Annotated in this window: 14 protein-coding genes; 4 read left to right on the forward strand and 10 right to left on the reverse strand. The window is 52.3% G+C overall.

The annotated features are described in order from the left end of the window. Positions 1 to 69: 69 nt before the first annotated feature. From SBI19_RS12040 to SBI19_RS12060, 5 genes are all read right to left on the reverse strand, one after another. Positions 70 to 2,190, reverse strand: coding sequence for a cellulase family glycosylhydrolase (locus SBI19_RS12040; RefSeq protein ID WP_317968373.1), 2,121 nt, complete (start codon positions 2,188 to 2,190; stop codon positions 70 to 72). A gap of 559 nt (positions 2,191 to 2,749) precedes the next feature. Further along, positions 2,750 to 3,502 (reverse strand): response regulator transcription factor, encoded by a 753-nt coding sequence (locus SBI19_RS12045; protein WP_317968375.1) that lies wholly within the window; start codon positions 3,500 to 3,502, stop codon positions 2,750 to 2,752. Between the two features lie 83 nt (positions 3,503 to 3,585). Then, positions 3,586 to 4,641, reverse strand: coding sequence for a LacI family DNA-binding transcriptional regulator (locus tag SBI19_RS12050; RefSeq protein WP_317968377.1), 1,056 nt, complete (start codon positions 4,639 to 4,641; stop codon positions 3,586 to 3,588). A gap of 44 nt (positions 4,642 to 4,685) precedes the next feature. Further along, on the reverse strand, positions 4,686 to 6,554 hold the full coding sequence (locus SBI19_RS12055; protein ID WP_317968379.1) for a cache domain-containing sensor histidine kinase: 1,869 nt from the start codon (positions 6,552 to 6,554) through the stop codon (positions 4,686 to 4,688). Positions 6,555 to 6,712: 158 nt separating this feature from the next. Continuing rightward, positions 6,713 to 7,735 (reverse strand): LacI family DNA-binding transcriptional regulator, encoded by a 1,023-nt coding sequence (locus tag SBI19_RS12060; RefSeq protein ID WP_317968381.1) that lies wholly within the window; start codon positions 7,733 to 7,735, stop codon positions 6,713 to 6,715. Positions 7,736 to 7,838: 103 nt separating this feature from the next. Here SBI19_RS12060 and SBI19_RS12065 point away from each other — a divergent pair, with 103 nt between their 5' ends. Together SBI19_RS12065 and manA are read left to right on the forward strand one after the other, a co-directional pair. Next, positions 7,839 to 8,753, forward strand: a complete 915-nt coding sequence (locus SBI19_RS12065; protein ID WP_317968383.1) for an ROK family protein — start codon at positions 7,839 to 7,841, stop codon at positions 8,751 to 8,753. Between the two features lie 67 nt (positions 8,754 to 8,820). Next, the gene (manA, locus tag SBI19_RS12070) at positions 8,821 to 9,768 is read left to right on the forward strand and encodes a mannose-6-phosphate isomerase, class I (RefSeq protein ID WP_317968385.1); all 948 of its coding nucleotides are present in this window, start codon (positions 8,821 to 8,823) and stop codon (positions 9,766 to 9,768) included. A gap of 382 nt (positions 9,769 to 10,150) precedes the next feature. On the opposite strand, the gene SBI19_RS12075 is transcribed toward manA, so the two are convergent. The 5 genes from SBI19_RS12075 to SBI19_RS12095 form a co-directional block, all read right to left on the reverse strand. Continuing rightward, positions 10,151 to 10,912, reverse strand: a complete 762-nt coding sequence (locus SBI19_RS12075) for a sugar phosphate isomerase/epimerase family protein (RefSeq protein WP_317968387.1) — start codon at positions 10,910 to 10,912, stop codon at positions 10,151 to 10,153. 503 nt (positions 10,913 to 11,415) lie between these two features. Continuing rightward, the gene (locus SBI19_RS12080) at positions 11,416 to 16,236 is read right to left on the reverse strand and encodes a glycosyl hydrolase (protein WP_317968389.1); all 4,821 of its coding nucleotides are present in this window, start codon (positions 16,234 to 16,236) and stop codon (positions 11,416 to 11,418) included. Between the two features lie 174 nt (positions 16,237 to 16,410). After that, a complete protein-coding gene (locus SBI19_RS12085) occupies positions 16,411 to 17,241 on the reverse strand; it encodes a carbohydrate ABC transporter permease (protein WP_317968391.1) in 831 nt (276 codons plus the stop codon). Positions 17,242 to 17,243: 2 nt separating this feature from the next. After that, positions 17,244 to 18,128: a carbohydrate ABC transporter permease gene (locus SBI19_RS12090; RefSeq protein WP_317968393.1), complete on the reverse strand. Its 885-nt coding sequence runs from the start codon at positions 18,126 to 18,128 to the stop codon at positions 17,244 to 17,246. A gap of 114 nt (positions 18,129 to 18,242) precedes the next feature. Then, positions 18,243 to 19,568, reverse strand: coding sequence for an ABC transporter substrate-binding protein (locus SBI19_RS12095; protein ID WP_317968395.1), 1,326 nt, complete (start codon positions 19,566 to 19,568; stop codon positions 18,243 to 18,245). Positions 19,569 to 19,887: 319 nt separating this feature from the next. On the opposite strand from SBI19_RS12095, the gene SBI19_RS12100 reads away from it, so the two are divergent. Then, entirely contained in the window at positions 19,888 to 20,856 is a 969-nt protein-coding gene (locus SBI19_RS12100; protein WP_317968397.1) for a glycoside hydrolase family 113, read from the forward strand. Then, complete coding sequence (locus SBI19_RS12105) at positions 20,856 to 22,058, forward strand: AGE family epimerase/isomerase (protein ID WP_483312279.1); 1,203 nt, start codon at positions 20,856 to 20,858, stop codon at positions 22,056 to 22,058. The genes SBI19_RS12100 and SBI19_RS12105 overlap by 1 nt, the downstream gene beginning before the upstream one ends. Positions 22,059 to 22,076 lie beyond the last annotated feature (18 nt).

Genomic DNA, 22,076 nt, shown 5'->3' on the forward strand with positions numbered 1-22,076 from the left:
GGAACGGGGCTGCAGCTTGCTGCATCCCGTTCCCTCTTTCTCATTTTGCCACGATTAAGGCCGCTGCTGTTAGAATACAGACGCTAGCTTGGACGTCGCTTTGATCCCATAAGTACCGTTAATAATGGCATTGCCCTGCTCCGTGTAGCTCGTGCCCGCCCAGTCATTCGACATGTCCAGGTATTCAAGACCGGAACCATTACCCTTCCAAGACCAACCGAGGTAGCCTACGCCCTTCTCTTGGCTGTAGCTCATAATCGTCGCTTCATCGACATCGCCATTCGTATGCTTAATGCCGAATTCGCCGATGACGACTGCAAGACCCTTGTTCAGGACGCTGTCGATATTGGATTTGACCGTCGAGGCGTTCGCGCCAGCGTACTCGTACATGTGGATGGAGAACATCGTATTTTTCTGAGGATCAGCATTGAATACCTCTGTTCCGTAGTCTGCGATCGATTGCGGATACTGCCCCCAGCCTGCGCCGTCCACCATGATCGTATTCTTGATGCCGGCATTGCGCAGCTTCGGAATCGCCGACTTGTACCCGGCTGCCCATCCCGCTCCGTTCCATGTGCCGTACCATTCATTGGCGATGTTCAAGATGACCGTTTTCTCTTTGCCGATCAAGACGCTTTTCATCTCAATCCAATAATTCGCAATATTGTCCAGCACGGTCGTACTGTCAGAACCTGTACCGTCATGCACTTCCAAGATGACGACCAATTTGTTCTGTTCGCACAACGAAATGAGGCTCTGGATCGTCGAGAGGCTGTCCTTCGTCCACTGCTGTCCATCCGACAACACCAGACGTACCGTATTGGCGCCGGTCTTCGCGATTGCCGGAATGGCCACCGACTCCTGTCCCTTGTACCAGGTGTACGCATGGTTGATGCCCCGCATGACGAACGGTTTGCCGTTCGCATCATACAGCGTCGTTCCTTTGATATAAAATCCGGCGCTCGTCGCCGCTGGCGCATTCGTCGTCACACTTAGCGCGCTGCTCGCCGCCGATACGTTGCCCGCCGCATCATAAGCTTTCACCGTGAAGCTGTACGTCGTATTGGCGGTCAAGCCATTCACGGTGTAACTTGTCGTTGCGCTCGTACCAACCTTGGTCGAGCCGTTGTAAATATCGTAGCCCGTTACCCCCACATTGTCCGTCGACGCCGCCCAGGTCAGGCTGACGGTCGTGTCCGTCTTCCCATTGCTTGCAAGGCTGGCGGGTACAGTGGGTGCCGTCGTATCGGTCGTCGAAGCCGTTACCTCCGTGAACTTCCACTTCTGCTGCGAATTCCCGTTATCCGTCCACTGCTGCACATTCGCGCCGTCGTTCGTGTAGCCGCCGACGACGTCGAGCGCTTTGCCGCTTGCACGCGAGATCAGCTTGTAATAACCGCTGCCGAGGCTGATGATCTGCCACTGCTGATTCGTCTGGCCGTTATCCGTCCACTGCTGGACGTTCGCGCCATCGTACGTTGCACCGCCTGCAACCTCAAGCGCTTTGCCAGACGATTGGGCAAGCAGCTTATAGTAACCGCCGCCGGCATCAACAACTTTCCAGCGCTGCTGCGCTTTCCCGTTGTCCGACCACTGCTGCACGTTCGCTCCGTCTGATGTCGATCCGCCGTCCACTTCGAGATTTTTGCCGCTGTGAGCTGCGGTAAGCGTATACACTTTACCGGATACTGGCCCCGAGTCAACCGGATTGGTTGTTGTATCGCCCGTCGCGTACACTTCGAAGTCCCACAGCGAGTAGCCGTAACCTGTTCCTCGCTGCGTACCGTACATGCGGACATAGCGTGCATTCTGCGACGAGAAAGAAATGTTATCGATGCCGCCATCGCCCGTTGTTGTCGTATAAACTGTCGTCCATGTACTGTTATCCGGCGACGTCTGAATTTGATACGCCTTGCCGTAAGCAGCCTCCCAATTCAACATGACGCCATTAATCGCTTTCGCTGAACCAAGATCAACGCTAATCCATTGCGGATCCGAATAAACAGAGGACCAACGCGTAGAGCCATTACCATCGAATGCTAACACAGCCGTCTTGCCGCTATCCTCGTTCGAGCTTGAAGCAGCCGGCCGGTTCAGCGCGATATTGGTTGCAGCACTCGCCTTCGCGGGAATCAACAATCCGCTAAACAACAAACTAATCATCATCGCATACGCTAACAGCTTTCTCATAATCACCCTCCTGAAATGGTTGAACCAACATTCCTTGCAGCTTACTTTAGGCTGGTTGTGTATCCAAACGTGAGCTTAAAGAGACAAGAAAGACACCCCTCCCTTCGCTTATCGAACAACTGAATGAAAGCGCTTTTAAATGGTGGAAGCCGGATAGGACTGACGTGCTGATAGACGCAGCGTTGAGGAGCTATCGTGGAGAGGATACCATGTTGTTGAGCTGAGCGCCGAGTTCAATCGACGTTCATCACGAGATAAAATATAATATTTGTTATCAATATATGTCAATATATAAATAACAAAACTAACAATACTAACAAGATTGATCAAACTCCAACTGAAGTTATTAAGACCTAATCGAAGCGTTCGTACGGACTACAACACGCTTTGGTTCACCGTTTGCCAGCCCTAATCACCTTCCTCACGCCCATTACCAGAAGCCTAAAATGATTTGTTTTGTTATCGTTAAGAACGCTAACAAGAATCCCTGAATTCGCAAATTTAGTCCTCCCTATTCACCAAACCATCCGTCTCCGAACAACAAAAAAGCCCGAAGCGCTTATTCCGCTCCAGGCCATCTTTTGCTCTTATAATCCTTCGGGGTGATGCCGACGATCTTCTTGAACAGCTTGTTGAAATATACAGGGTCATGGTAGCCGACCTGCTGGGCAATCTCGTAGTTGCGCAACGAAGGATTGCCGACCAGCAGCTCCTTCGCCTTCTCGATCCGCAGCTGTATCAAATAATCGGTGATCGTCATGTTCGTCTGACTCTTGAACAATCGGCTCAGATAGTTGCTCTGCATGCCCGTTGACTGCGCCAGCTTCTCCAGCTCGAAAGGCTGATCATACGTTTTCTTCAGCACTTCCTTCACCATCTCGACCGCATGATGCTCCCGATCCTGCAGCGGCTGCTCCAGATCCTGCTTCAACAGATCGGCTTCGCGGCGCGAAGTTTCAATCTGCTGCAGTGCCTTCTGCAGCTGAGCCTTATCGATAGGCTTGAGCAAGTAGTCTTTGACCCCGTTGCGCAGCGCCTCTCTTGCATACTCGAACTCATCGAATCCGCTTAGCACAATAATGTCTACCTTCGAATCGACCTCGCGAATCTTTCGGATCAGCTCAATGCCGTCCATGAACGGCATCTTAATATCGGTAATGACGACATCCAGCCCCCGCTGGCTTAATTGTGCAAAATGGTCCCAAGCGACCGCGCCGTTATGATACGCCCCGAGCACTTCCAGATTCGGAATGAGCTTCGTAAGGATTTTGATCAAGCCTTGGCAGATGACTTCCTCGTCGTCGACAATCATAACTTTCAGCAGTGAAGATCACCTTCTTCGGCGTAAAATGGCGCGAATGCGGTTCGGCTGTCACCGCAAGCAAACGCCTTTTATTATTTGTTGCCCGCTATCGATTCCCGATAAATCACTTCGCCGGCGATAAGAATTTTCTCGAGCGGCTCTTTGGGACGATCCAATCGCTCGAGCAGCCTATCAACCGCTCTCGCGCCCAGCATCTCTTTGGGTACGTTAACCGTTGTGATAGCCGGGGAATGACGAACCGTATCGTCGATATTATCGAACCCCGATATGGATATATCTTCAGGAACCGCTAGTCCCAGCTCTTGAATCGCTTTACAAGCATCAAGCGCAAGCGAGTCGTTCGCGCATACGAGCGCCGTTGGAAGCGCGCGCAGCTTCTTGCGGCGAAGCAGCCACTGCTTGATCGGCTCATCGTAATGTTCCATGATGTCCAGCTGCGTCAGATGCTCCTGCCCGTTCCACAGCTCGTACTCCTCCAATGCACCGCGGAATCCGTTCCAACGATCGAAGAAGCTGCGGGAATAGCGCACGTTGCCAATAAATCCAATGCTCCGGTGCCCGATGCCGATCAGATGCTTCGTTAGGCGGTACATGCAGTCATAGTTGTTGGCGAACAGCGTATCCGACGGAATGAGCGGATCCTCGTGGTCAACGAGCACTGTCGTCACGCCCAGCCGATGAATCTCCAGCAGCATCGAAGAAGCGATCTCGCCGACGCCAATCATGCCGAGAATGCCCTCAGGATTGAGCAAATGCATGAACGTTTCCGCATTTTGCTCCATTACGATAACCATGCCGATGCCCTTGTCTTCCAGACGTTTTGAGATCCCATCCAGAATGCGTCCCCAATACAGCGAGTCCCGCGTCTGGAAGCGGATGTTCGGCATCAAGACGAGCACCGACTGCCGAATGTCCGAATTCGGCTTCTCTTCCTCTTCCCGTCCCAGCTTGATCGGTTTCATATAACCGCTGTTCTGGGCGAAGTATCCCAACTGCGACGCGACCTGGATGACGCGTTCCTTGGTCGCCTCGCTTACGCCTTTCTTGCCGGAGAGCGCTTTGGAGACCACATATTTGGACACGCCCAGATGGTCTGCGATTTGCTGCATCGTCACTTTTTTCGTCACGCTACTATCCCCTATCTCCTTTAAATGCACGTGAACACGAACTTTTAATCGCTTATCGTATCAGGCTGTGGCAGCGGCAGTCTCAACACAACTTCCGTACCGCCTTCCGGTCCTTCGAGTACCTGCATGCCATAACGATGTCCATAATGCAGCTTAATGCGCTCGCATACGTTCCGCAATCCGATTCCTCCCCGGCTCGGCTTGCTGACATCTACGCCTGCAAAAGATAAATTGAGCCGCTCCCGCGTTTCCGGCGTCATCCCGATGCCGTCATCGATCACATGCACGAGCAGGAATTGGTCCGATTGATCCACTCGAATATCGATTCGCATAACCGCTTTCCGATCGTCCAGGCCATGATAGATGGCATTCTCGACGATCGGCTGCAGCAGCAGCTTAAGCGTTGGGATTTGTTCATAGGAGGCATCCGCGTCAATGCGCAGATCGAATCGGTTCGGATAGCGATAGTTGAGCATCTCGACATAATTGCGAACATGCTCCAGCTCCGCCCCGATGACCGTCCTCTCTCGAACCTCGCCGATGCTGTAACGGAGCAGCTTCCCGAATACAAACAGCATGTCCGACGCCGCTTCATCATCGTTCAGCTCGGCAACCATCCGGATCGTCTCCAGCGTGTTATACATAAAATGCGGATTGATCTGCGTCTGCAGCGCAAACATCTCCGCCTCGTTCTTCTTCGTTTCCATCTCATAGATTTCCTTGATGAGCTGGTCGATCCGGACGATCATCCGATTGAATTGATGACCGAGCTGACCCGTCTCGTCCCGCCGCTTAACCGGAAACTGAACGGAGAAATCGCCCTCTTGAACGGTGCGCATGAGGCGCATCATTTTACGCAAAGGCTTGGTTAGTGCATAAGAAAGCAGCGTCGATATGAGCAGCGCAAGCGCAAGCGAGACGAAAGTTGCCGCCCACGTCACGTTCCGAATGCGAATCGAATCGCTCTTGAGCTCCCGTTCGGGGATAAGCACGTACAGCTTCCAATGCGTGTTCGGTGAAGTTGTGTACATGACCAGCTGGTCCACACCGTCGACGGTCGCGTAGAAGCTTCCGCTGCCTTCGCTCACATGCAGCAGCTCGGGCGATTGGATGATCGACTTGGCATGATGCTCCTTGTCGCTGTCATAGATAATCCCGCCATTCTCGTCGACGATGAAGGAGATGCCCTGCGTCAACTTGTCCATCTCCACCATTTGATCCTCGATTACTCCGATATCGGTATCGACGGCGATCAAGCCGATCGGCTGCAGCGTGGCGTCGTCCAATATTTTGCGAACGACGGTGAACGCATATTTGTTGCTGTTCAGTATGCTTGTATAGGCCTCGGTGCCCAGCAATATCGCCTTCCCTCCGGAATTCGCAGACAGCTCCTTCCATTGGTTGTAGCTCTGCTCCAAGTCCATGCGGACAGCGCCGGACTCCGTTGAGTAATACCCATTGCCATATTCGTCGAAAATATAAACAACGTTGGCTCCGCGCTTCATATTGTTGATGAACTTCACGGAAGATTGAATCCCGCGTTGAATCAACAGCACTTGATTCAAATCTTCGGGCGCTTGATCGCCTCCACTAGCAGGCTGCCGCGACGCGTAATATGCATTGGATCGAATGAGATTTTGCTTAATCTCCGCCTGGTAGGCCGGGATGGACGAGATGCGCATCATATCGTCGATGTAATCATCCGTTCGTTCCATCATCGCAGTCATCAAGTTCGCCGAATACGATACGGTCGTCTTCTCGATCGAGTTCGTATAATTCGAATACGAGACGTACCCGATGAACGTGAGCGGCAGCACAATAATAACGAGAAAAACGAATAGCAGCTTACGCTCCATAGGCATGTCCATCAGCTTGGACCATGCCGATCCGACCCAACGTCTCACGTTAATCATCCTAGTCCTTCCGCCCTAACAAAGGCTGTTCACAAAGTCCACACGACCGGACTTGTGACCACGCACCAAAGTCGAATGTTGCCCTCATTATACGACAAAATGTTAGCTGCCGCACTTGTTTGTTATTTCATGTTAGCATCGTTAGCTATGGAACGGGACTAACATTTGCGAACCGATTCGCGCGTAACTAGGGCAGGTCGGATATAGTGACGAAACGTCTCCCTGAATTTGCCTTCCGTCTTCAGCAGCATGTCGATCGCAGCGCTGCATAGACGCGCCTTCTCCACTCGCATCGTCGTTAGCCGGAGTCCTTCCGATTCCTCGTATTTCAGATCATCAAAACCTACGATCGAGACGTCCTCCGGCACACGAATACCTCTAACGCGAAGCTGGCTTGCAAGTAGATAGGCGATGCGGTCGTTGCCGCAGAAGAAAGCCGTCGGCAGTTGCTTCAGCCCGTCGAGATACGTGCCCAGCTCCGCCTTCGTATCTTGAAAACCAACCGAAGAAGCCATCACCTTCGCGGGATCAATCGGCAGTCCATTCTCCGTCATGGCCCTCCAATAACCGAACCACCGCTCCTGATGGCTGGACGTCAAGTTCGTTGGCCCGATGAATCCGATATCGCGGTGACCCGCTTGAATCAATACCGATACCCCTTCGTAGGCGCCCTCCACATTATCCGATGCTACAACTGGACAAGGCAGCCCCGAATGATAGGAGTCGAGCATGACCAGCGGCACATCCAACTCCCATACGACCTCCGCGTATGCGCGATCAACGATGCCGAACAGAATGATTCCTTTGTAGTTTAGCTCTGTACAATGCCGCGGAAGGATAAGGTTTGCTTCCATCTCCGCATCAATCGGTGCAATGACAGCATTCAATCCCCGGGCACGAATGCTCTTCTCCAAACCCCAGATCATATCGTGGAAAAATTTGAAGTGCTCATTGTCCTCATAACTCATGATTCGTTCCGGCACGAGCACTAAGACGGTGCCGCTCGCCACGGGCTGATCGCCATAAGGGCCATAGCCTAATTGCTTGGCCGCCTCAATGATTTTGTTTCGCATGTCGGCGCTTACGCCTTGCTTGTTCAGCAATGCGAGCGACACCGCATTTTTCGAAATGCCGAGATGATCTGCGATGTCTTGCATCGATACTTTCTTTTTCCTAGCCATCTCTTTTCATTCCTTCCCGTACGTGATAGACTAGGCTCAACTTTACTTTACAAAAAGTAATTTGTCAAGTTTGTCAAGTAGACAACCAAGGAGGCTGCAACCTTTGCAATATGCAGTTGGCATTGATATTGGCGGAACGAAAACCGCTATCGGGCTTGTTGATTCGAATGGGCAGTTACTGATGAAGACGGCATTACCAACCGGCTCTGACCCATCGCTCATGGTGGACGAAATTGCTGCAGCAGTAAATAAACTGATCGACAATGCGGGTGTGTCCGCTTCGTCACTGAAAGGTATCGGTATAGGCGCCCCAGGCCCGCTCGATACGAAGAAGGGCATTATCGCCGAGCCGCCGAACCTGCGGGATTGGTGGGGATTCCCGATCGTCGATTCGATGAAACGACACTTCAGCCTGCCGATCACGTTCGAGAACGATGCGACAGCTGCCGCACTGGCTGAGCGCTGGATCGGCGCGGGGAAGGAATCCGACCATTTCGTGTTCATAACGGTGAGCACAGGGATCGGAGCAGGCATCTTCAGCCACGGCAAGCTTATTACAGGCGCAACGGGCAACGCGGGGGATATCGGTCATATCGTTATTGATCCATCCGTTGGCACTTGCCCATGCGGGCAGAAAGGCTGTCTCGAATATATTGCTTCCGGTACGGCTATTGCACGGATGGCTGGTGAGCTTATTGGCCGTGAAGTGAGCTCGAAGGAAGCATTCGAGCTTGCGTTCAGCGGCGAGAATGCCGCTGTGAAAGAGCTTGTGGACCGCGTATTCGGTTATATCGGCGTCGGCTGCGTAACGATGATCAATACGCTTGACCCTGAGCTTATCATTATCGGCGGCGGCGTATCGCAGGTTGGCGCTCCGCTGTTCGATGCCGTTACAAGCTATATTCAGAAGCACGCGCTTAACCCGTCCGGCCGCCGTACACGCGTTGTTCCCGCTGCGCTGTCGCAAGAAGCCGGCCTAATTGGCGCCGCGGCTCTCATTCATATCGATTACAAATAGTTCGTGTTCAAAAAGTTCGGTTTACAGCTGGACGATGCGAACGCACCAATAAGGAGCTTGATGCATAATGAGTCAACCAATCTTTCTTCAGCCCGTCTTTCAAGAACGCATTTGGGGCGGCACGAAGCTAAACGAGCTGTTCCAATACGATATTCCAAGCAGCGCAACCGGCGAATGCTGGGCCGTATCCGCACATCCGAATGGTCAGAGCGTCGTTAGCGGCGGACCGTATGATGGACTGAAGCTTGGCCAGCTCTGGACCGCTCACCCTGAGCTGTTCGGTTCCAAGTCCGCTGTATTCCCGCTTCTGACGAAGATACTTGACGCTTCCGACGATCTGTCCGTTCAGGTGCATCCAGACGATGCATACGCAGGCGTTCACGAGAACGGCGAGCTGGGCAAAACCGAATGCTGGTACATCGTTGACGCCGAGCCGGGCGCATCGATTATCTATGGGCACGAAGCTCAAACCAAGGAGCAATTGGTACAGTTGATCCAGGAGGGCAAGTGGAATGACCTGCTCACGTCGATTCCAGTCAAAGCCGGCGACTTCTTCTACGTGCCTAGCGGCACGATCCACGCGCTTGGCCGCGGCGTCGTCGTACTGGAAACGCAGCAGAGCTCGGATACGACATACCGTGTATACGACTATGATCGTCGAGACAAGGACGGCAATCTGCGCGAGCTTCATCTGGAGAAAGCGATCGACGTAACGACGATTCCGCAATCCTATGTTGCGGGAAGCTACGACACGCGCGAGGCTGATGGTATCGTAATTACCAGCTTTGTGTCCAACGACTTCTTTACCGTTGAGAAATGGGTTGTAGACGGCAAGGCAAAGCCGCCTGGCGGCGAGCAGAAGTATAAGATTCTCAGTGTCATCGAAGGCAGCGGCGTGCTTCGCGCGGACGGCCAGAGCTATGAGCTGCCGAAGGGCGCACATTTCATCCTCCCTGTCGGCTTCGGCTCGTACGAGCTGGAAGGCAAGCTGCGGCTGATCGTTTCGAACGAGTAGCGTTTGAACGGGGAGTGTGCCGGGAGGGTTGGTTGCGCTAGAGACAGCCTTGTTGATGTTTGCTCTAGCCTCGGCTCCTTAACGGTTGTCACAATGCTTATTCCGCTCAATCGGCTTGTTTCTGAGCGTTAACGGTTGCTGCGATGCTTATGTACTCGGTTTCTTACCAACTGGCCTATCAAATCGCACCAATAACCTCTCTCCCAACCGCTAGCGCGTCAATTACCGTCATTTCACCATAATAGCCACTCCGGCAACCGTTAGACGCGGGATGCCAGAGTGGCTGTTTGTTCAAGCAACTAAATACAGGGGGCCAAGCAAAAACCAAGCTGACCCCGGTACAGTACCAGAGCCAGCTTGCAAACATTTTTATTACGATCCATCAAGCAAATCCGACTTTGCTCAGATTATTATAGCTGATCTGAAGGCTCTCGAAAGCTTCGACCGGCCCTGCATCCCGCTCGATCAGATACCACTCCACTCCCGCTTCCTCGCAGGCAGGAAGAATATCCGTCCAATCCAGATTTCCTTCCATCACCTCAGCCATTATTGGCTGGGAGTCCATGATCGACATATCTTTCAAATGGATCGCTTCAATCCGTTGGTTCAATTTGCGAATCCATGCTGCCGGATTGCCGCCGCCAGCCTGAACCCAATACGTATCTAACGTGAACAGGAAGGTCTCCGGGTTCGTATTCTCCATGAGGAGCTCCAAGCCTGTCTTCCCTTGAAACCGCTCGAACTCAAACTGATGGTTATGGTAACTAAACTTGAGCCCGTTCCGGCCAAGCTCATCCGCAATAGCACGGAATTGTTTCGCGAAAGCTTTATAACCTTCTTCGTTCCTGAATTCTTGCGGCAATCCGCCTAGGCCAGCCAGCTTGCACCCCAGCGTATGGTGGTCCTTGATCAAAGCGTCCAGATCGTTCGTAAACCGATCGTATCCCATATGGGTAAGCACAATGCTTAGATCGTGCGAACGTGCAATTGAAGCTACTTCATCTACCGGCAAATGCCATAGCGCAGAAGCCTGAACGGTGGTATAGCCCATATCCTTGATCTTTCGGAGCGTAACATCGAACTCTTCAGGCGTTTTGCAGTAATCCCGAACGGTATACAGCTGTGCTCCCAATCTTTTAACCATATAAAAGCTCCTCCTAATGATTATGGGCTATATGGATTCCGCCATGCTTGCAGCACATTCTATATAGCCTGTTTGATCTTAATGTAACATTAAATAAATGCATAAACTTCCCGATTATTGTCCGAAACCTTGCATATCTTGCGGTAATGTATACGAATATCATTAGTTACGTAACAATTGCCCACTAACGGACAATAGTGACTCTACTTTGCGATATTTCACCACTTTTGCTCGCTTACGGACTATGTGGACTCTATTTATTTTGTTTAAACCGATTCTGCATCATTTTGAGGTGAATAGGGTCTGTGTAGTCCGTAACCCATCTATTTCTTCAATTTGACCCATTAAGGTCCTTGCAGTCCGTTAGCACGACGAATACGTTATACCAACACCTTGAGCACCCAAATGCCAACACGACGCCATTGCAAAAAGGACCTCGCCCCCACCTAACGTGGAAGCCGAGGTCCTATTCACTTAACGATGCGCCTTCACTTCAACTCATCCTAACGATACGCCTTCACTTCATCGACGTACACATTCGCCGTGCCCGATTCGCCGCTTGGCGTCACGATCTGGATGCCGATCGCATTGACCGACTTCAAGTCGTCAGCCGTGAAAGACACAGCGCCAGTAGGCACATATGGACTCATATTCGAGAAATCGATCGCGAACGTGACGAAGCCATTGCCGTCTGCCGACAGCGCGCCGGAATCGATCCACACGACCCAGTTGCGCAGCTGAATGAACAGCTTCGCTTGAACGCCTGCAACCGCTGAATCGATCTTCACTTTAGCGGTCAACCCTTTGAAGCTGCTCAGATCTAGGCTGCCCGCCTTGCTGACCGCCAGGTAAGGACTGCCGGTCGGCCACGTCACTGCTGTCTTCAGCACACCATAATCTTGCCCGCTGTTCATATACACATCATGTGTAACCGTCAGATTACCAGCGGAGTTACCCGTCCAGCCCTGCGTATCCGAGTCGAACCCGAACGATATCTCTGGCAGCGCCTCCGCCAATGCAATATCCTTGAGCAGCAGCTTCGCCGTTCCCGTGCCATCGCCAACCTCTTCGAGCTTAATGCCGATCAGCTTAATATCGCTCAGCTTCACACCCGCGATAGCAGCTGCGTCCTTCAATGCGATCGTCAGCGCCGTATAACCATTCGAATCGATCGCAACCGACGTACCGCTGTCCACCCAAGTCCAGCCGCTGCCGCTCTTCAGGAATAGACGAGCCTTGGCCGTTCCTTGGCTCAGCTTCACATTAGCCGTCATCGTATCCAGCTTGGACAGATCAAGCCCAGTTGGATAAGTAACAAGCTCGAACGCTTGAGCGGAAGAAGGCGTACCGCCATTGCCCAGAGGGAAATCAACCGACAATGCGCCTTCCCCTGCATCGTATCCAATAGTAGAAGCACTCGCATTGTTGTTCTCCAGCTTCCAGCCTGTCAGATCATCTGCCGATTGGAAATCGTACAGCACGCCTGCCGGCGTTCCCGGCTGCTCATTATGATCGCCAGGCTCTGGGAGCCCGTCCTGATGAACCGCGCGGATCTCATCGACATACAGCTCTCCGCTGTGGCTGTCATTGTCCATTGCATTCACGTATAGATTGAAGTTCGTTACCGACTTCAGTGCTTCTTTCGTAACAGGACCGCCTGAACTCCAAGGCGCAACCTTGAAATCGCGCAGCGGAATGACAAGCGGGTATTCGCTCGACGTCGCAAGCATTGGATAAGCTTCGTAATACGTACCGTTCATGACAACCTGCACGACAAGCTTAAGCGGCTTGCCTGTCTCTGCGAACTCCCCTGACTCGCCAGTCTTCAGCCACAGCTTCAGCGCATTATTGCCCGACCAGTCAACGGTGCCCAAGCTTCGATTCACACCGACATAACCCTGCGCATTCGGGTCAAACGTATACTGGAGCTTCATGCCATATTCGCCGCCCGATTTGATATCGCTATCCAGCGCAATGCTGAACGTACCGCCTGAGACAACCTTGGAATACTTAGCGGCAAGCGCATCCGTCGAACCGCTATAGCCTTCGAAATCGTCAACAAGGCTCGTGTCCAGCACTGGCGCCGTATATGCGTTATAAAGTCCAAGATCATCGACCAGAATCGAGATCGGAGCCGACGAAGACAGTCCGCTGCCTACGAGAGAGACGATCAATCCCTCCGCCAGTGCAGCCGCCCCACCATTATTCAGTTCAATCGCAGCATTGTATTGGTAATAATCAACGCCGTCTACCGTAACCTTCGGCAAATCCGCCAGCGTCATCTTCGTAGCATTCTCGCCATACTTTACATCCCAAGCATCCTGATACATCGCAATCGCCTGGATCGAAGCGCCAGCCCCGCCCGCAGATACCGGAATAAGTGCCGACAGTTTCAAGCGCTGCACCCGCGACAAAGTCACGCCATCCAATGCCGTATCCGTCAGCTTCAGCTTCATCTCCTGCCACGTGTCAGCAGCAGACAGACCGCTAGCCACGTTAATCGCCAGCTTGCCGTCATTGCCGACCGCCGCATGACCCAAGCTCATTGCCATACTGTCCGGCCAATGGCCAAAATCGCTAACCGTCGCCTGCGCATCCTCCGCCGTATCGAATGTAAACGTACGAAGCGCCAGCTCCGGCACCTTCACGAACACCGAGATTTGCTGCTCCAGCGTCGTTCCATTCGGCAAATACGCACGTACTGTAATCGATGCGGACTTGCCATTGAGCTCCGCACTCGGTTTCCAATCGCCAGCGTAGTAGCCCTTGCTATCCAGCGTCATCTCTGTTTCTTCGCCGCCAGCGCCAATGCTGTACGTCACCTTCGTCGGAGAAGCGTCATTCACTTTCGCACGAATCACCGTCGTCGCTTCGCTTGCCGTACCTACATTCGTCGGCGATACGATATGAAGGAACGGCTGCTCAGCTGCCGCATTCGGCGACTGGCCGTATACGTTATCGCCGCGAATCTCACCTGCGAATGCGGTATATGGATCCTCATAGTAATGGACAAAATCTTCGAGCAGCTCATGATCGCCTTTGCCCGCGACATTCTTATAAGGAACGAACAGATTGCGTTCGTCATCGAAGTTCGCCCACGTAAGCATATAAGCGATACGCTTCGCATCCGAATCATTCTTGATCGCATTCATCACCTTCGTGAACCATTGCTTCTCGTTGTTGCCCGATACCTTCATCCCTTGCGCGCTGTAGCCGTATTCCGACAGCGTCGCAATCTTACCCTTACGGTCAGCGACCTGGCTAATCATCTTCAGATCCTTCACCAATCCGTTCAGGAACGAGTCGCTGCCCGCACTGTCGCGGCTGTCGTATTGGTCCATCCCGAGAATATCGACATAATCGTCGCCCGGATACGTCGTCAAATATTCGTTCTCGCTGCCGTTGAACGAGCCGTTCGGCGAATACACGTACAAGAAGTTGCGTACATGCTTCACATCGCGCAAATACTCAACCGTATAGCGATACAGCTCCACATATTCCGCCTTCGTTGTTGTCGCCGCTCCCCACCAGAACCAGCTGCCGTTCTGCTCATGGAATGGACGGAACAACATTGGAATCAACTTGCCGTTATCATCCTTCAGCCCATTGGCGAAATCCGCAATGCGATCCAGATAAGCATTGAATGCATCGTTGTTATCGCCGCCTGGCAAAACCCGCGTGACGACCGACTTCGTCGCGCCTGCCGTATTGCTCGTATCATTGAAACTGCCGCCCGTCACGAAGTTGTAAGGGTGCGTGCTAAGCGTCACGATGCCGCCCAGCTCATGCGCATGCTTCATCGCTGCCGTAAGGCCAAGCCGGCTTGCTTCATAATCGCCAGAGACGCCCGGCGGATTCTCTCGTCCGTCCAGACTTAACGTATCCCAGCCGAACACAGCCGGATAATCGCCAACGCCGTTCTTCACATCCGAGATCACATTGCCGTCGTCATCCTTGCCTGCGAACGACACATCCGTATCATGCTGATGGCCGAACAGCAATTCCTGCCCGCGCGTCTGCTGCAAATAAGCGAACAGCGACTTCGTCTCTGCCGACGCCTGATTGTCGACAAGATTGACGGTCGATCCCGTCGAACCGCTGCCACTGCCGCCTGAACCGCCCGTTCCAGCCGTGCCCGTTTCATTGCCCGTACCGCCAACCTGAAGCTTACCATCCTTCCACGTATACGTTCCGCTCTTCGCGATCGTCTCCCCATTAATGATGATGCTGCCGCCTTGAAGCGTGATCGACACCTCGCCATTAAGTCCTTGGAAATCGAATGAAGAACCAGCGGCATCAGCGCTTACCGTGATCGAACCAACAGAGGAGCCATCCTCGATCACGAGCTGTCCAGCGGAGTTAAACATAACCGCCCCCACCGAAGAACCATCAGCCACGACGATACGAACACTGCCTTCCGCACGATCGATAATCAGCTGAGCAAGCTTGCTATCGTTCACATGAATCGAATGATCGCCGCCCCCGGCAGCGATTGTCTTGCCTGTCACCGATACCTTGTCGATCGTCACTTCGCCATCCGCAATACCTGGAGCGAGATACAGATTGCCTGAAATCGACGCATCCGTCAGCGTTACACCGGTATGATTAATGAGTGCATTACCCTTGATCTCTCCACCGACGAATGTACCCGCCTTATAATAGAAGCCCGCGACAAGACGGTCGATGATCGTCATCAGTTCGGCACGTGTAATTTCCCCATTCGGACGGAACGTACCATCTGCGTAGCCCTGAATAACGCCGCTCATAGCCGCAATCGCTTCACGCGCGTAGGAACGAATAGCCGTTGAATCCTTAAAGTTCAGGCTCTGACCCTCGCTTGCATTCGCAAGCTGGAACACGCGAGCCATTAACGTCACCGCATCCTGCCTCGTTACGTTCGCCGCAGCCTCGGCCTTATTGTTCTCATAACCCTGATAGTACCCTGCCTCGCGTGCAATGCTCAGCTCATTCTCATACCAAGCACCGCTAGGTACATCCGCAAACATTTTGTCCGATTTCACATAGTACCCGAACAGTCGATTCATAATCGTAACAAGCTGTGCCCGCGTCACCTTGCCATTCGGGTTCAGAGAACCATCCACGGTGCCCTTAATAATGCCGTTGCCTGCCCACTTCGTCATAACGGCATCGGCCCAATTCACCGCCACTTTAGCATTTCCGCCCTCAACTAGCTGCTTTTCCACCTTAGCCGCATTCGCTTCCGACAAGCCCGAGCCCGCAGCCTGCGCCGTCCCTGTCACAAGCAGCGATGCCGTCAGCATTGCAGCCAATATCGCGCTTGATCCACTCTTTCCTTTGTTCAACCCATTCACGCTCCATCCTATTGTGATCAAAAACCTATGTACCCCTCGCTCCAACCAAAGCCGCCTGCCGTGTTCACCTCCTTATTACTTACAGCCGCCACCATATAAAGCGCTTACAATAAACGTCCGTAAATAGGAGGGAACCTAACCAGTCCCCTCCTGCACACATGAAAGCTACTTGACTGCACCGCTCGTGACTCCTGCGAAAATATACTTTTGCAAGAACAGATACATCACAGCCGTCGGAATCATAATGATCAGAATCGCTGACGAGATCATCTGCCAGTCGCCGCTGTTCACGCCGAAGAATCGCATGAGCGCGGTCGACACAACGACCTTGTCCGGCTTGGACAAGTACAGATACGGCGTATACATATCGTTGTAGATCGAGATCGTCTTCAGGATGACCACCGTCGCCGTCGCGGGTCCGAGAAGCGGCAGAATGATGGAATAGAAGATTTTGAACAAAGACGCGCCTTCCATCATCGCTGCCTCGTCCAGGTCATACGGGATATTGCGAATGAACTGCAGATAAATATAAATTTGCAAAATATCAGCGCCCACATACAACAGCGTTGGTCCCATCAGATGGTTCGTCAGCCCAAGGCCTTGAATCGTCTTGTAGTTCACGACCTGCGTCGTAATCTGCGGGATGATCGTTGCGAATAGGAACAGCCCTACCAGCGGCCCTTGCAGCTTGAACTTGAACCGCGACACTGCATAACAGAAGGCGGAGCCCAGCAGCACATTTAGTACAAGCGTTATGCCGAGAATGATGAGCGTGTTGCCGAAAGCGCGCCCCATATCCGCTTGCACGAAGGCATCGCCGAAATTGCTGAAGTTCAGGAAGCTGTCCGGCAGCGACATCGTCGACTTGTCCGTGAATTCTTCCGGCGTCTTGAAGGCGTTGGCAACGATCACATAAGGTGGAAACAGAATGCCGAACGCCGCTATTGCGAGCGATAAATATTTGATGAAGGTCCAGACCGGATTCTCTCTAGTCACCGTCAGTCCCCCTTCCTGCTTAAGAAGAATCGTTGAATCGACAATACGATAACGACAAATATCAACAAGACTACGCTCATCGCAGATGCAAGCCCATAGTTGTTAAACTGGAATGCAGTCTCGAGAATTTTCATCACGAAGGTTTCGCTCGAACCCGCCGGTCCGCCCAGCGTCAGTACGAATGGAAGGTCGAATACTTCCAGCGCGCCCGTTACGGTCAGGAATAGGTTCAGCTCGATGATTTTGTAGATATTAGGCACCGTAATGAAACGGAATTGCTGCCATTTGCTTGCCCCGTCGATGGATGCAGCTTCATATAGATCGCCAGGGATCGATTGAAGCGCCGCTAGATAGATGACCATGTTAAAGCCCATGAAACGCCAGAAGCCGATGGACGCCAGCGTATAGTTAACGAACTTCTCTGTTCCAAGCCAGCTCGTCTCCGAGCCAAGTCCTACACTGCCAAGTAGGAAATTAAGCGATCCGTTCGTTGTATCAAACACATATCCGAATGCGTAAGCGACCGCGACGCCATTCAGAATGTACGGCAGGAACAACAGCAGCCGGAAGAAATACTTCCCTTTGAGCTTGCCGTTCAATATAACTGCGAAGTAGATGGCGGCAATATTTTGCACAATACCAACTACAAAATAAGCGATGTTATGCTTGAAGACACCGAAGATTTCCGAGTTGCTGAACACTTCACGGTAGTTCTGTAAACCAATCCAATCCTTGTCCTGGCTCATGCCGTCCCAGTTCGTAAAGCTGAGCCGAATCAACTCTAGTGCAGGGTAATAGGAAAAGGTTAATAGGAGCAGTAGAGGCAGCGCGACGAACGATATAATAATGATTTTCTTTTGTGTTCCAAAAGGAAGCCTGCTGAGCATGGCACCCATTCCTCTCCCATAGCTTGTATTGCCGATAGCCTATCAGCGTTGCCGATCAAGCGCGTCACAGGAACGGATGTCATGAACGACACCCGTTCCCTACGCAACATTAACTTATTTCACGACCGATTTTTTTGCTTTTTCCCACAGCTTGTTGTATTTGTCCAGGATCGATTGCGGATCCGGCGCAAGGACGAACTCTTGAACGACTTTGCCTTGATCGATCTGCGCAGCGTTCTGGATCGACGTTGCGACGTCGTTCGGAGGACCTGCCTCGATGTATTGCGGGTTGTAGCCGTTGAACTCGGCCAATTGCGCCAGGCTCGATTGCTTGTCCTTCAGCGTTGGGATGAGGCCAGCGAAATCGTCGAAGCCGGATTCTTCGATCATCCATTTCACGAACGCCTTAGCAGCTGCAACGTTGCCGTCCTTGTTCACGCCATAGAACCAGTCCGGGTTCAGCGGAGCTTTCAGCGTGCCGGAGTTATCCGTAGGGAACGGGAAGAAGCCGATGTCTTCCGAAGCTGCGCCGTTCTCGATCACTTGGTTAATGACCCAGTTGCCGAGCAGGTACATACCGAATTTGCCTTGCGCGACGTCCTTCTTGGAATTCTCCCAGTTCGTCGAGTTGATGTCCTTCTCGAGGAAGCCTTTCTCATTCAACGTGCGAAGGATCGACCACGATTGGCCATATACGCCATCCATCGTGTACGGCGTGTCAGTGTCCGCGCGTTTGTTCTGGTGATCCGATACCCCGCCGATCATCGTCGGCACATCATAGATCCATGCGTCGAGCGGCCATTTGTCCCGGAAGTTCGAAGCAAGCGGCGTAATGCCGGCATCCTTCAGCTTCTGTGCATCCGCGTAGAACTCGTCGAGCGTCTTCGGCACTTCCGTGATGCCCGCTTTCTCGAATGCTTTCTTATTGTAGACAACGCCAACCGTGCTGCCGCCGGAGGATACGCCATACATCTTGCCCTCGTATGCTTTCAGATCCTTGAAGCTGATGTCGCCAGAGAACTGAATATCGTCGAGCGGCGCAAAATATTTCGGGAAGTCCGAGTTCGGAATGCCCGGTCCGATCAGGACAACGTCAGGATAGTCGCCCGTCGCGATACGGATCTTCTCTGTTTTCTCATAGTCCAATACCGCTTCGAATTCGATCTTCACGTTCGGATATTTCTCTTCGAACCGTTTCTTGTAATCGTCATACTGCTTGCCGACCATGTCCGTCCGGTTCGTCAGGAACACGACTTTGCCGCTGATGTCGCCTGCTCCATCCGTGCTTCCCGCTTCTGCATCCGTTCCTGTCGCTGCTTCAGTCGACTCCTTGCCCGTGTCCGCCGGCTTCGTCTCTTCTTTCTTGTCGTCGTTTCCGCAGCCCGCTAACATTGTTAGCGCCATTGCACTAACTAACAATAACGATAAAGATTTTTTCACGTCTAAATCCCCCTCGATTAATGTTTGGTACCGCTTGCAAATTGAGTATAACCCCTCCCATTTCGCAATAAAATGGTCTGAAATATCTTTTCTAGTCTTCAAATTACTTCTTTATCCGACAAAGCCGCAATCTTATCCGTCAACTGTAAAGATGTGTTACAGGGTAGTTTTTCTAGTCGTTATACTCTATTAATAAGAGATGAAGCGTTTCCATTAACTTTTTCATTTCGAGCTATTGCCAAAAGCCTGGGCCTTCGATTACCCTATGATAACAAACATTAAATTTGTTATGCTAACAATATTGATTGGAGAGCTGAACATGATTAAACCAAATGATTTTATTGGTGGAATGACCTGGGGATGGACCGGCGTTAGAGGCACTTGGGCGAAGCAAGAAGCGATGAAGTCGATGGAGCTTATGGCCGAACGTTTGCAGGTCAACTGGACAGCGATCACATTCGCCGCTTACCAAGCTCATCCGCAAGCGACAACGATCACTTATCAAGATGAACCTACTGTAACGGACGAAGAAGTTCGCAATGCGATCTGCAAAGCGAAGCAGCTTGGTCTTAACGTCTGTCTGAAGCCGGTCGTCAACTGTGCGGATGGCACTTGGCGTGCCCATATCAACTTCTTCGATCATGATGTGCCTTGCGAACCGAAGTGGTCCGAGTGGTTCGCTTCCTATACCGCCTTCATCCTCCACTACGCTGCTATTGCGGAGGAAACGGGATGCGAGATGCTCTGCATCGGCTGCGAGATGGTTCAGACCGACCGCCGCGAAGCGGAATGGAGAACGCTGATCGATAAGGTAAGAACGGTTTATTCCGGAACGATTACGTACAACTGCGACAAATATCAGGAAGACCGCGTCTCCTGGTGGGATGCCGTAGACGTCATCTCGGCAAGCGGTTATTATCCGATCGGCGATTGGGATCGTCAGCTTGACCGCATCGAGACTGTCGTGAAGAAATATGATAAACCGTTCTTCTTCATGGAGGCCGGCTGCCCGAGCCGCCAAGGCTCCGAGCATCTGCCGAATGACTGGAACCTCGCCGGAGCGCCGGACGAATCGGTTCAGAAGCGCTATCTGGAGACGATGTTCGAACGCTGCGACAACCGCGAATGGGTGGGCGGCTTCATGCTGTGGGACTGGCCTGCTATTCTTTATGCGGAGAACGAAGCGTCAGCTAATGACGATTACTGCATGTATGCGAAGGCTGGCGAGTCGGCCGTAGCCAATTATTACGCACAGAAGGTGAAGGAATGGGAGACGTCCATCCGATGATGATGACGACAATATCGAAGATGCAATGGGCGGATGAGATTCGACGGGAACTTAGCGATAACATTCTGGGCTTCTGGCAGCAGCATTCCTTGGACCCCGTTAACGGCGGCTTTATTGGTGAAATTAGTCAAGACATGACACGTGTATATGATGCGGAGAAAAGCCTCGTTCTAAACACACGTATTCTATGGACGTTCTCCGCTGCTTATCGCCAGTTCAAGAACAGCAGCTACTTGGAGATGGCTGAACGTGCTTATTCGTATATCAGCGAACACTTCGTTGATGCGCGCAATGGCGGATTGTATTGGATGCTGGACGCGGCGGGCAAACCTTCCTCGGACAAAAAGCAGGTTTACGGGCAAGCTTTCGGCATCTATGCTTTGTCTGAATATTACCGGGCAACAGGCAAGCAACAAGCGCTCGATGAAGCCATCGAGCTGTTCCGGTTGATCGAACGGCATGGCCGCGATCCGATTCATCTTGGTTACATCGAAGCACTTGCGGCAGATTGGACGGCAACGGATGAGCTTAGCCTCAGCAATAAAGATCTCAATGAGAAGAAATCGATGAACACCCATCTTCACGTGCTGGAAGGGTATACGAATCTATATCGCGTATGGCCTTCCGACGAGTTGAAGTTCGCCCTGCGGGAGTTGATCGAGATTACAGTGAAGCATATCGTGGATCAGGAGTCGGGACACTTCAAGCTGTTCTTCGATGAGCAGTGGACGAATAAGTCCGATCACATCTCATACGGACATGATATTGAGGGCAGCTGGCTGCTGCATGAGGCGGCTGAGGCGCTAGGCGATCAGGAGCTGCTCGCGGAAGTGAAGCAGGTTGCGCTCAAGATGGCCGAAGCAACGCTAATGGAAGGCATTGACCCCGATGGCGGCATTCCGAACGAGGCGAATCAACACGGATTTATCGATACGAATAAAGATTGGTGGCCGCAAGCCGAAGCCGTTGTCGGCTTCTACAATGCGTATCAGTTGTCCGGCGACTCGCGTTATGCGGCAGCCGCTTCTCACTCTTGGCATTTCATCCAGACCTACCTCATCGACCGAACGAACGGCGAATGGTATTGGAGTGTAACAAGAGAAGGTCAGCCAACTGTAGGTCACCCGAAGGTCGGCGCATGGAAATGCCCTTATCATAACGGCCGTGCATGCCTGGAGATGCTGGAACGTCTTGAGCATTAACACGAAATAATACGTAAG

It is taken from the genome of Paenibacillus sp. CCS19, from assembly GCF_033239625.1.
Classification (GTDB): domain Bacteria; phylum Bacillota; class Bacilli; order Paenibacillales; family Paenibacillaceae; genus Paenibacillus_T.

Bases quoted from the DNA above. Each gene is read 5' to 3' on its own strand.
- SBI19_RS12060 (WP_317968381.1), bottom strand. From the start codon at position 7,735: ATGGCTAGGAAAAAGAAAGTATCGATGCAAGACATCGCAGATCATCTC.
- manA (WP_317968385.1), top strand. From the start codon at position 8,821: ATGAGTCAACCAATCTTTCTTCAGCCCGTCTTTCAAGAACGCATTTGG.
- SBI19_RS12055 (WP_317968379.1), bottom strand. From the start codon at position 6,554: ATGATTAACGTGAGACGTTGGGTCGGATCGGCATGGTCCAAGCTGATG.
- SBI19_RS12100 (WP_317968397.1), top strand. From the start codon at position 19,888: ATGATTAAACCAAATGATTTTATTGGTGGAATGACCTGGGGATGGACC.
- SBI19_RS12090 (WP_317968393.1), bottom strand. From the start codon at position 18,128: ATGCTCAGCAGGCTTCCTTTTGGAACACAAAAGAAAATCATTATTATA.
- SBI19_RS12105 (WP_483312279.1), top strand. From the start codon at position 20,856: ATGATGACGACAATATCGAAGATGCAATGGGCGGATGAGATTCGACGG.
- SBI19_RS12045 (WP_317968375.1), bottom strand. From the start codon at position 3,502: ATGATTGTCGACGACGAGGAAGTCATCTGCCAAGGCTTGATCAAAATC.
- SBI19_RS12075 (WP_317968387.1), bottom strand. From the start codon at position 10,912: ATGGTTAAAAGATTGGGAGCACAGCTGTATACCGTTCGGGATTACTGC.
- SBI19_RS12040 (WP_317968373.1), bottom strand. From the start codon at position 2,190: ATGAGAAAGCTGTTAGCGTATGCGATGATGATTAGTTTGTTGTTTAGC.